At 60.6% G+C, this 11,594-nt stretch carries 6 protein-coding genes and 2 rRNA genes (1 of these 8 cut by a window edge); 2 read left to right on the forward strand and 6 right to left on the reverse strand.

Translation table 11 applies throughout. The features are described 5' to 3' along the window. Nucleotides 1-5: 5 nt before the first annotated feature. Both mraZ and coq7 read right to left on the reverse strand, forming a co-directional pair. Nucleotides 6-434 (reverse strand): division/cell wall cluster transcriptional repressor MraZ, encoded by a 429-nt coding sequence (gene mraZ / locus BJG93_RS14335; protein WP_027198929.1) that lies wholly within the window; start codon nt 432-434, stop codon nt 6-8. Nucleotides 435-891: 457 nt separating this feature from the next. Next, nucleotides 892-1,530 (reverse strand): 2-polyprenyl-3-methyl-6-methoxy-1,4-benzoquinone monooxygenase, encoded by a 639-nt coding sequence (coq7, locus tag BJG93_RS14340; RefSeq protein WP_027198930.1) that lies wholly within the window; start codon nt 1,528-1,530, stop codon nt 892-894. Nucleotides 1,531-1,835: 305 nt separating this feature from the next. Between coq7 and BJG93_RS14345 the strand changes: the two genes are divergently transcribed. Then, nucleotides 1,836-3,041, forward strand: a complete 1,206-nt coding sequence (locus BJG93_RS14345; RefSeq protein WP_027198931.1) for a porin — start codon at nt 1,836-1,838, stop codon at nt 3,039-3,041. Between the two features lie 123 nt (nt 3,042-3,164). On the opposite strand, the gene BJG93_RS14350 is transcribed toward BJG93_RS14345, so the two are convergent. Both BJG93_RS14350 and BJG93_RS14355 read right to left on the reverse strand, forming a co-directional pair. Further along, a complete protein-coding gene (locus BJG93_RS14350; protein ID WP_027198932.1) occupies nt 3,165-4,838 on the reverse strand; it encodes a long-chain fatty acid--CoA ligase in 1,674 nt (557 codons plus the stop codon). 146 nt (nt 4,839-4,984) lie between these two features. Beyond that, nucleotides 4,985-7,063: a molybdopterin-containing oxidoreductase family protein gene (locus tag BJG93_RS14355; RefSeq protein ID WP_027198933.1), complete on the reverse strand. Its 2,079-nt coding sequence runs from the start codon at nt 7,061-7,063 to the stop codon at nt 4,985-4,987. Between the two features lie 185 nt (nt 7,064-7,248). On the opposite strand from BJG93_RS14355, the gene BJG93_RS14360 reads away from it, so the two are divergent. Next, complete coding sequence (locus tag BJG93_RS14360) at nt 7,249-8,445, forward strand: M20 aminoacylase family protein (protein WP_027198934.1); 1,197 nt, start codon at nt 7,249-7,251, stop codon at nt 8,443-8,445. Between the two features lie 840 nt (nt 8,446-9,285). Here BJG93_RS14360 and rrf read toward each other — a convergent pair. Both rrf and BJG93_RS14370 read right to left on the reverse strand, forming a co-directional pair. Then, nucleotides 9,286-9,399 (reverse strand): 5S ribosomal RNA (gene rrf / locus BJG93_RS14365). Between the two features lie 212 nt (nt 9,400-9,611). After that, nucleotides 9,612-11,594 (reverse strand): 23S ribosomal RNA (locus BJG93_RS14370); it runs 899 nt beyond the window's last position.

The following is an 11,594-nucleotide window of genomic DNA, read 5'->3' on the forward strand; positions in this document are numbered from 1 at the left end:
CGCGATCAGAACGTGAAGTCTTTCAACGCGTCGGGCATGCCCTCGGCGATCGCCGCCTGTTCCTTCGCGGCGTAAATCTGTGCATCCCAGAGCTCGAAGTGACGGCCCATGCCGAGCAAGGTCACTTCTTTCTCCAGCGAGCCCGCCGCGCGCAACTCCGGCGACACGAGCACGCGGCCTGCGCCGTCCATATCCACATCCATTGCATTGCCGAGAAAAATGCGCTTCCACCAGGCTGCGTTCATGGGCAGCTTGTCGACCTTGTCACGGAACATCTCCCATTCGGGGCGCGGGAAGAGCAACAGGCAGCCGTCCGGGTGCTTGGTGATCGTCACCCGGCCCTCTGCCTGTGTTTGCAGCGCATCCCGATAACGAGAGGGAATCGACATTCTCCCCTTCGCATCGAGCGTCAGCGCCGACGCCCCTTGGAACACTTCGCTCTCCCCTATTGCGACGCTGTTTGCGCCGCTCGCCCGGTCCGTGAAAATCTACCCGAAAGTGACGTCGGGAACACACAAAAATACACTTTCTCACACTGTCTCCCACTTTAGAGTAACGCCAAACACGGGTCAAGGGAGCGGCCCGCTTTTCGAGCGGATTTTGTTTGTTAGAACAAGGACTTAGCGCGACTCCTTCACGTCCCGCATAAAACGGAAAACCGTTATAAATGAATGGGCTAGTGCAACTTGTGAAGGTGATACGTGAAAAGTGCGGGGAAACAGCGCGGATTGAAAGAGATCGTTAAGGACGTCTGGAAGGGGAAAACCAACTTTGCGGGGACGGATGAGGAAGGGCGCGCGGCGCGCCGTTTCACTTGCGAAAAATGCGTTCAGCGATAGCGATGGTGAGGCGCGCGGCGCTCCGGTCGGCGAAGCGAAGCGCCAGAAGGGTTCATATGTAATAAGCGGTGCGCGTCATCACCTTCGACATCGCGCGCATCAATGCGCGCGCCGGAAACGGCAACTCGATGCCACCGGCGTCCATCGCGGCCTTGCCGTGCCGCGCTTCATCGGCGCGCATCTGCTCGACGATCGCGCGCGATTCGTGGTCAGCCGCGGGCAACTGCTCGAGATGACTGTCGAGATGCTGCTCGACCTGACGCTCCGTTTCGGCCATGAAGCCGAGACTCACGCGATCGCCGAGACGTCCCGCGGCGAGACCGAGCGCGAGCGCGCCGGTGTACCACAGCGGGTTGAGCAGACTCGGACGCGAGTCGAGCGCTTCGAGGCGTTTGGCGGTCCACGCCAGATGATCTTCTTCTTCCGACGCGGCGTGATCGAACATGGCGCGCAATGAAGGCGAGTCGGTGGCGAGTTTCTGCGCCTGATAAAGCGCCTGCGCGCACACTTCGCCGACGTGGTTCACCCGCATCAAACCCGCCGCGTGCGCGCGCTCCGCGGGCGAGAGTTCTGACGCCTCGGCCGTCGCCGCGGAAACCTGCGCAAGCGGCAACGGGCGGCTCATCCGCGCGACTCCCGTTAGTGAGCGTAAACCCCGATCGAACTCGCCAATCAACTCGTCCAGCAGCATAAAGCACTCCCTGATTCATGAACCGCCGCATGGTCCCGGGAGGTCCGTGCGGCAAGGCCATGCGACATGAAAGTCGCTGTCCGACAGGCACGAATCCGCATGAAATGGGCGGTTAATTTCGGATTCTAGACCATGTTGCGTAAACGAAACAGCGGCCGTCCGGAGCGACTCCTTTTGCTTTGTGGCATGTATGCCTTTTGTTACATTACGTGGCAACTTCTCGCGAAGTTGGACAAGCAAGGCCTTCAGCACTAACTAAATATTTCGCCTTGTACAAAAGATTCGTATTCCTTGGAGATCATTCGATGAAAAAGTCGCTTCTCGCTCTCGCAGCCTTGGGCGCGTTCGCAGGCGTCGCTCATGCGCAGAGCAGCGTGACCCTGTACGGCATCGTTGACGTTGGGATCAATATGAACACCAACTCGGGCGGCAGCCATCTGTACAACATGTCCAGCGGCGTCCTGCAAGGCTCGCGTTTCGGGCTGCGCGGCACGGAAGATCTGGGCGGCGGTCTGAAGGCCCTGTTCGTTTTGGAAAACGGCTTTGACACCACGAATGGCAAGCTCGGTCAAGGCGGCCTGATGTTCGGCCGTCAGGCCTACGTCGGTTTGTCGAGCAACTTCGGCACGGTCACGCTGGGTCGTCAGTACGATTCCGTCGTCGACTACGTGGGTCCGTTCGAAGCGGGTGATCAGTGGGGCGGCTACATCGCCGCTCACCCGGGCGATATCGACAACTTCAACAACGCTTATCGCACCAACAACACGGTCAAGTACACGAGCGCGAACTACGGCGGCCTGACGTTCGGCGGCACGTACAGCTTCGGCGGCCAGGCAGGCAACTTCTCCGGCAACCAGATCTGGTCGTTGGGTGGTGGCTATAACAACGGTCCGCTGCAGTTGGGCGTGGGCTATTTGAACGCACGTACGCCGGCAGCGTCGGGCGGTCTGTTCAACAACGGCGGCACGATCGCAGCGAACACGCCAGGCGCCGGTTTCTCGACCGCGAGCCCGGCGGGTTTCGCGGTGTCGAGCCCGGTGTACGCCGGCTTCTCGTCGGCTAACACGTACCAGGTCATCGGCGCAGGCGGTGCATACACGTTCGGCGCGGCAACCGTCGGCCTGACGTATTCGAACGTCCAGTTCGGCAACCTCGGCAAGACGTTCGCGTCGCCGTTCACTGGCCAGAAGGCAACGTTCAACAACGGCGAAATCAACTTCAAGTATCAGTTGACCCCGGCACTGCTGGTCGGTGCAGCGTATGACTACACGCGCGGCACGCAGGTCGAAGGCAACTCGCGTGCTCAGTACCATCAGGGCGCACTGGGCGTGGACTACTTCCTGTCCAAGCGTACCGACGTGTACCTGGTCGGCGTGTACCAGCACGCTCTGGGCGACACGGTCAATGCGACAGGCCAGGTGGTCGCGGCAACGGCAGCCATCAACGGCCTGACCGGTTCGACGACCAACAACCAGTTCACGGCTCGCGTCGGGATCCGCCACAAGTTCTAATAAGTCGTAAAAACGCAGTTTGTCTCAAGGCGCCTTCGGGCGCCTTTTTTTATGCGCGGGGTTTAGGGGGGCAACAAAAAAGCCCAGCGCACTTGCGTGCGCCGGGCTTTTCATTTTTCTCGCTCAAGCCCTGCCGTCGCGCAGTTCGCGGCGCAGGATCTTGCCGACATTGCTTTTCGGCAGCTCGGTGCGGAATTCGACGACCTTGGGCCGCTTGTAGCCGGTCAGCTGCGTTTTGCAGTACGCGAAGATCTGTTCGTCGGTCAGCGACGGATCCTTCTTCACGACGAATAGCTTCACTGCCTCGCCCGAATGCTGATCAGGCACCCCAACCGCCGCGACCTCGAATACGCCCGGCAGCTTGGCGACGACGTCCTCGACTTCATTCGGATACACGTTGAAGCCGGACACCAGAATCATGTCCTTCTTGCGATCGACGATCTTCACGAAGCCGTCCGCGCTCATGATGCCGACGTCGCCGGATTTGAAGAAGCCGTCTGCCGTCATCACCTTGGCGGTCTCGTCGGGCCGGTTCCAGTAGCCCGCCATCACCTGAGGGCCGCGAATGCAGATCTCGCCGGGCTGGCCGGGCGGCATTTCGTTGCCTTCGTCGTCGCGGATCGAGACTTCGGTCGACGGCAGCGGCAGGCCGATCGTGCCGTTGTATTCGGTGGCGGTGACGGGATTGCAGGTCACGCACGGCGAGGTTTCCGACAGCCCGTAGCCCTCGACGATCGGCGTGCGCGTCAGCTCGAACCAGCGCTTCGCGACCGCCTCCTGGACCGCCATGCCGCCGCCGTTCGCGGTCAGCAGCTTCGAGAAGTCGAGCTTGCGGAACTCGGGGCTGTTCAACATCGCGTTGTAGAGCGTGTTGACCGCGGGGATCGTCGTGATCGCGTAACCCTCGAGCGACTTGATCATGCCGGCGATATCGCGCGGATTCGGAATCAGCACGCCGAGACCGCCGGTGCGGATCGTCAGCAACCCGCACACGGTCAGCGCGAACACGTGATACAGCGGCAGCGCGACGACCGTGATGAACTGATCGATATCCGCGCGGTGTGCGCGCACCGGATTGAGCCAGACCTCCGATTGCAACACGTTCGCGATCAGATTCCGGTGCAGCAGCGTCGCGCCCTTGGCCACGCCGGTGGTGCCGCCTGTGTATTGGAGGAACGCGATGTCGTCGGGCCCCTGCCGGACCGGCTGGAACGTCAGACTAGCGCCCTCCGAGACCGCGTCGTTGAACCTGACGTGCCCGGGCAGACTCCACGCCGGCACCATTTTCTTTACCTTGCGCACGACGAAGTTCACGAGCGGGCCCTTGACACCCATCAGGTCGCCCATTGCCGCGACGACCACATGCTTGACCGGCGTATCGCGCACGATTGCCTGCAAGGTACCCGCGAAGTTCTCGAGCACGATGATCGCTTCGGTGCCGCTGTCCTTCAGTTGATGTTCGAGCTCGCGCGGCGTGTACAGCGGATTGACATTCACGACCACATAGCCCGCGCGCAGAATCGCGGCGATCGCGACCGGATACTGCAGTACGTTCGGCATCATGATCGCGACACGCGCGCCGCGCGCAAGCCCCTTCGACTGCAGCCACGCCGCGAGATTGCGCGAAAGCTCGTCGAGTTCTCCGTAGCTGATCTGCTTGCCCATGCACACGAACGCCGGCTTCGCGCGGTGATCGCGAAAGGCTTCCTCGAGCAACTCGGCCACCGACGAATAGCGCGTCGGGTCGATCTCTGCGGGAACGCCGTGTGGGTAAGATTTCAGCCAGATTTTCTCCATGCAGCGTCTCCTGAATTATTTCGAATGGTCGTGCTAAAAACGCATCGTAGCATGGGCATATTGCGGCCAATGGCCAGAGCGATGAGGTTAGACGGCAGCCTCGAACTCGTCATGCCGTGCGCCAGCTTTAAGATGCGGCGTGGGTTTCAGGCCCGCTCGACTTCGACGAGACAGTCGTAAAACGTCGCCGATCCGCCGAGATCGGTCAGCGCCTGGCTCGTCAGCTGGTTGGCGTTGCGGCCGTCCGGCGCGAGCTTCTTCCACCAGATCGACAACCCAACGACCAGGCCTTCGCGTGCCCGGTCGGTCACGCGGGCGCGCGCCTGCATCGAGCCGCGGTCGTTGAAGATGCGCACCTGATCGCCGTCACCGATGCCGCGCGCGTGCGCGTCGGCCGGATGGATGTCCAGATGCGGCTCGCCTTCCGTCGCGCGCAGACTCTCGATGTTCACGAAGGTGCTGTTCAGGAAGTTGCGCGCGGGCGGCGAAATCATCGCGAGCGGATAGCGGGCCGCCAGTTCGGGCGCGCCATCGGCCGATTCGTACGGCGGCAGGTAGTCTGGCAGCGGGTCGAGGCCCTGCTGTGCCAGGCGCTCGCTATAGAACTCGCACTTGCCGGACGGCGTGCGGAAACCGCCGTCGGCAAGCGGCGCGTCTGGCAGGTCGAGACGGGCCCAACCGGCTTGTTTCAGCGCCGGCCAGTCGACGCCTTCCAGCGTCTTGTCGTCCCAACGAAATGCAGCTTGCGCGACGGCTTCGTCGCTATCGAAGAGCGCCGGTTCCGTCAGGCCCATCGCGCGCGCGAGGCCGCGGAAGATCTCGGTATTCGGGCGTGCGTCGCCGAACGGCGCAATCGCGGGCAGGTTGACCATCACGTGCGTGTGGCCGTATGACTTGTGCACGTCGAGATGCTCGAGCTGCGTCGTGGCGGGCAGCAGAAGGTCCGCAAAGTCCGCGGTGTCGGTCTGGAAATGCTCGAGCACGATCGTGAACAGATCCTCGCGCGCAAAGCCGGCCGCGACACGTTCGGAGTCCGGTGCGACCGCGACCGGATTCGAGTTGTAGACGACGATCGCCTCGACCTTGGGGCCAAACGTGGCGTCGCCCGGATGCAGCAACGCGTCGCCGATCGCATTCATATTGATGACGCGGGTCTGCTTCGACGGCCAGCCCGGCATCAGGTCAGGACGCTGCAACGCATGCGAGTCGACCGGCGCCCAGCCGCTCGACGACAACAGCGCCCCGCCCGCGCGCTCGCGCCATGCGCCCGTCAGCGATGGCAGGCATGCGATCGCGCGCACCGCATTGCCGCCGCCGCGCACCCGCTGCAGACCGTAGTTCAGGCGGATCGCGGCTTTCTTCGTGCTGGCGTAAAGTCGCGCAAGGTCGGCGATTTCGTCTTCTGCAACCCCACAAATTTGACTAACGCGCGACAGCGGATAGCTGAGCGCGCGTACCTTCAAGTCGGCGAAGCCCAGCGTATGCGCCGCGATGTATTCATGGTCGAGCAGATCCTCGGTGATCAGCACGTTCATGATGCCGAGCGCGAGAGCCCCGTCGGTGCCGGGCTTGAGCGCAAGGTGTTGATGGCATTTCTCCGCGGTCAGCGAACGATATGGATCGATTGCGATCAGCCGCGCTCCGCGACGCTTGGCTTCCTGCGCGCGCGTCCAGAAATGCAGATTCGATGCGATCGGGTTGGCTCCCCAGATCAGGATCACCTCGCTCTCGGCGAAAAACTCGGTGTGCATACCGATGCCGGCGCCGTATGTGTATTTGAGGCCCGCAGCGCCGGCGGCCGCGCAAATGGTGCGATCCAGTTGCGATGCGCCGAGCTTGTGGAAGAAGCGTTGCGCGATGCTGTCGCCCTGCACCAGGCCCATCGTGCCCGCGTAGCTGTAGGGCAGAATCGCTTGCGGCGCGCGATGGGCGATTTCGCCGAGGCGGCCCGCGGCAAGATCGAACGCTTCGTCCCAACTGATCGGTTCGAAGCGGCCCTCGCCTTTGCGACCGACGCGCTTCATCGGCGTCGTCAATCGGTTTGGATGGTACACACGCTCCGCGTAGCGGCTGACCTTCGTGCACAACACGCCCTGAGTCGGTGGATGGTCGGGATCCCCGACCACCTTGATCGCCCGTCCGTTGTCGACGGTCACGCGCATCGCGCAGGTGTCTGGGCAATCGTGCGGGCACACGGCACGCACGAATTCGGTCGGAACGTTCATGGGCGATTTGTCCTGGCGAGCAGTCAGCGGTCGGGAAATGGAATTTTATTACGTCAATAGACGGCCGACCTGGATGGTGCCGCCAACAATGCCTTCGGCGTAGAATGAATTATCCGAAGTGCCCGGGCCAATCTGGTCCACAGCGATCTCACGCTAGCCAAGCACCACCGCCTAATCATTCCATCATGAAACTCATCCCCGAAATTCAGGCCGCTCGCGGCGAAATGCAAACCCTTCGACGAACCATCCATGCCCATCCGGAGCTGCGCTACGAAGAGACGGCGACTGCCGATCTCGTGGCGCGTTCGCTCGAGTCCTGGGGCATCGAAACTCATCGTGGTTTGGGTAAAACCGGCGTGGTCGGCGTATTGAAACGCGGCAACGGGTCGCGCGCGATTGGTCTGCGCGCCGACATGGATGCGCTGCCGATCCAGGAACTCAACAGCTTCGATCATCGCTCGACAAACGTCGGCAAGATGCACGCGTGCGGCCATGACGGACATACGGCGATGCTGCTCGGCGCCGCGCACTATCTGGCCAAACATGGTGATTTCGACGGCACGATCGTGTTCATTTTCCAGCCGGCCGAGGAAGGTGGCGCCGGCGCGAAGGCGATGATGGACGACGGCTTGTTCACCAGATTCCCCGTCGACGCCGTATTCGGCATTCACAACTGGCCGGGCATGCCGGCGGGCCACTTCGGTGTGACTGAAGGTCCGATTATGGCGTCGAGCAATGAATTTCGCATCGAAATCAAGGGCGTCGGCTCGCATGCGGCGCTGCCGCACAATGGCCGCGATCCGGTCTTTACGGCAGTGCAAATTGCTAGCGGGCTGCAAAGCATCATCACGCGAAACAAAAAGCCGCTGGATACCGCGGTGTTGTCGATTACGCAGATCCATGCCGGCGATGCGGTCAACATCGTGCCGGATGACGCATGGATCGCTGGGACCGTGCGGACCTTCACTGTCGAAACGCTAGACCTGATCGAGTCACGCATGCGCAAGATCGCGCAGAGCACAGCCGACGCATACGATTGCTCCGTCCAGATTCACTTCCATCGGAACTATCCGCCGACGATCAATAGCAGCGAGGAAGCGCGTTTTGCGGCGTCGGTCATGAAAGAGGTGGTGGGCGCGGAAAATGTCGATGACGCAGTTGAACCGACCATGGGTGCCGAGGATTTTTCGTTCATGCTGCTGGCGAAACCCGGTTGCTATGCGTTCCTGGGCAACGGCGATGGTGGCCACCGCGAAGCCGGCCACGGCGCGGGCCCGTGCATGCTGCACAACGCGAGTTATGACTTCAACGACGAGCTCTTGCCAGTGGGGTCGACGTATTGGGTTCGGCTGGCGCAGAAGTTTCTGGCGCAGACGAAGTAGAGAGTTGTGAAGCATTGAGGCGGATGGCGGATGAGCATCCGATCTGTACTGTTCCCTCGCCTTGCCTGGGAGGAGCAATCATCGGCCGGGACGGACACGAATGACCGTCAGTGCCGGCACACAGCGGGCCGCTCCGCACTGTCCGCGCGAAGGGATCGAGCTCCATCGATTGCTCGACGATGGCTGTAGGACGGTTGATGTCTTTGGGGAAATCAACGGCATCGGCATGAGCATAAGCTTTCAGCTCATGGTATAGCGGAGACCTCGCACCGCCCCAGCGTTTCGATCATTGCCGATAGCAACAGTGCGTCATTGCGGCTGCATTCAAGCCTGAGGATGACGCCGTTGGGGATCTGCACTGTCAACCAGCCCGGAAGCCATCGCGTAGATCGCGTCCGGGCTGGGGTGCGCGCCGGTGTGCCCTTGCAGGCTCGGGTGCAATTCACCGCTTCGTGACTGGCGACCCCGGCTACCGGAACGCATGCGGCGGCAACCCGGCGCCGGCTGTAGCGACGTGTCTGCCAGGCGCTGCGGATGTGTAGCCGGGTCCATTTGCGCAGCAGGTTGGCGCTGCCCCGTGCTTGAGTGCAAGCCTGGCGACCGGACTGCACGGCCCGAGGTACGCTCTCACCCATTTCTGTCTGGGTGCTGGCCGCGCTTGCGCGGCGGAGGCCTGCGACTCGGGTTTGAGCCGGCCGCCTGCGTGAAGGAAATGATAGCGAAGCAGCAGGCTGGACAGAAGAAAGTCAGCTCGTCACGGAAAACCTGGCTTCTTCCGGTGACGGCCGCGTAAACGCAAAAACCCCACCGCGGCGGGTGGGGTTTCTGAGGTGCTGGGGAGCCTGACGATTACCTACTTTCACACGGGCAATCCGCACTATCATCGGCGTGGAGTCGTTTCACGGTCCTGTTCGGGATGGGAAGGGGTGGGACCGACTCGCTATGGTCATCAGGCATGACGGGTTGCTGCGTCGCGGGGCTGGAGCCAGCCGGGCGCGCCACAGCCAATCGGGAAGAAGCGTAAGGGATTCGTGTGGGGGGTTGTGGTGTTTCTGGCACAACACCGGTCTCAACCGTGTGGGGTCTGCATAAGACCCTGCGCCTTGCGCAGGGTGGGGCATCCATAAGCGCTCAAGCGCTAACGGCTGCCGGCACACACCGGTTATAGGATCAAGCCTTACGGGCAATTAGTATCAGTTAGCTCAGTACATTACTGTACGTGCACACCTGACCTATCAACGTCCTGGTCTTGAACGACCCTTCAAGGGGCTCGAAGCCCCGGGGATATCTCATCTTAAGGCGAGTTTCCCGCTTAGATGCTTTCAGCGGTTATCTCTTCCGAACATAGCTACCCGGCGATGCCACTGGCGTGACAACCGGTACACCAGAGGTTCGTCCACTCCGGTCCTCTCGTACTAGGAGCAGCCCCCTTCAAATATCCAGCGCCCACGGCAGATAGGGACCAAACTGTCTCACGACGTTTTAAACCCAGCTCACGTACCTCTTTAAATGGCGAACAGCCATACCCTTGGGACCGGCTACAGCCCCAGGATGAGATGAGCCGACATCGAGGTGCCAAACACCGCCGTCGATATGAACTCTTGGGCGGTATCAGCCTGTTATCCCCAGAGTACCTTTTATCCGTTGAGCGATGGCCCTTCCATACAGAACCACCGGATCACTATGACCTGCTTTCGCACCTGTTCGACTTGTCAGTCTCACAGTCAAGCACGCTTATGCCATTGCACTATCAGCACGATTTCCGACCGTACCTAGCGTACCTTCGTACTCCTCCGTTACACTTTGGGAGGAGACCGCCCCAGTCAAACTGCCTACCATGCACTGTCCCCGATCCGGATCACGGACCAGGGTTAGAACCTCAAACAGATCAGGGTGGTATTTCAAGGTCGGCTCCACGCAGACTGGCGTCCACGCTTCACAGCCTCCCACCTATCCTACACAGACCGGTTCAAAGTCCAATGCAAAGCTACAGTAAAGGTTCATGGGGTCTTTCCGTCTAGCCGCGGGGAGATTGCATCATCACAAACACTTCAACTTCGCTGAGTCTCGGGAGGAGACAGTGTGGCCATCGTTACGCCATTCGTGCAGGTCGGAACTTACCCGACAAGGAATTTCGCTACCTTAGGACCGTTATAGTTACGGCCGCCGTTTACCGGGACTTCAATCAGGAGCTTGCACCCCATCATTTAATCTTCCGGCACCGGGCAGGCGTCACACCCTATACGTCCACTTTCGTGTTTGCAGAGTGCTGTGTTTTTATTAAACAGTCGCAGCCACCAGTTTATTGCAACCCCTTCACCCTTCTGGCGCAGGCCAGTCAGGCTAGCAGGGCGTACCTTATCCCGAAGTTACGGTACCAATTTGCCGAGTTCCTTCTCCCGAGTTCTCTCAAGCGCCTTAGAATACTCATCTCGCCCACCTGTGTCGGTTTGCGGTACGGTCACTGTGAAACTGAAGCTTAGAGGCTTTTCCTGGAACCCCTTCCAGTTGCTTCGCTTCCGAAGAAGCTCGCGCCACACCCTTGAGTCCTGTGCCCGGATTTGCCAAAGCACCCTCTTCAATGCAGCGACCGGGACTTCCAACACCCGGACAACCTTCCGCGATCCGTCCCCCCATCGCATTTCACAATGGTGCAGAAATATTAATCTGCTTCCCATCAGCTACGCATTTCTGCCTCGCCTTAGGGGCCGACTCACCCTACGCCGATGAACGTTGCGTAGGAAACCTTGGGCTTACGGCGAGGGGGCCTTTCACCCCCTTTATCGCTACTCATGTCAGCATTCGCACTTCCGATACCTCCAGCACACTTTCCAGTGCACCTTCGCAGGCTTACGGAACGCTCTCCTACCATGCACATAAATGTGCATCCGCAGCTTCGGTATATGGCTTAGCCCCGTTACATCTTCCGCGCAGGACGACTCGATCAGTGAGCTATTACGCTTTCTTTAAAGGATGGCTGCTTCTAAGCCAACCTCCTGACTGTTTTAGCCTTCCCACTTCGTTTCCCACTTAGCCATATTTGGGGACCTTAGCTGGCGGTCTGGGTTGTTTCCCTCTTGACACCGGACGTTAGCACCCGATGTCTGTCTCCCGTGATTGCACTCTTCGGTATTCGGAGTTTGCTATGG

Origin of the sequence: Paraburkholderia sprentiae WSM5005, assembly GCF_001865575.2 — a bacterium.
GTDB lineage: Bacteria > Pseudomonadota > Gammaproteobacteria > Burkholderiales > Burkholderiaceae > Paraburkholderia > Paraburkholderia sprentiae.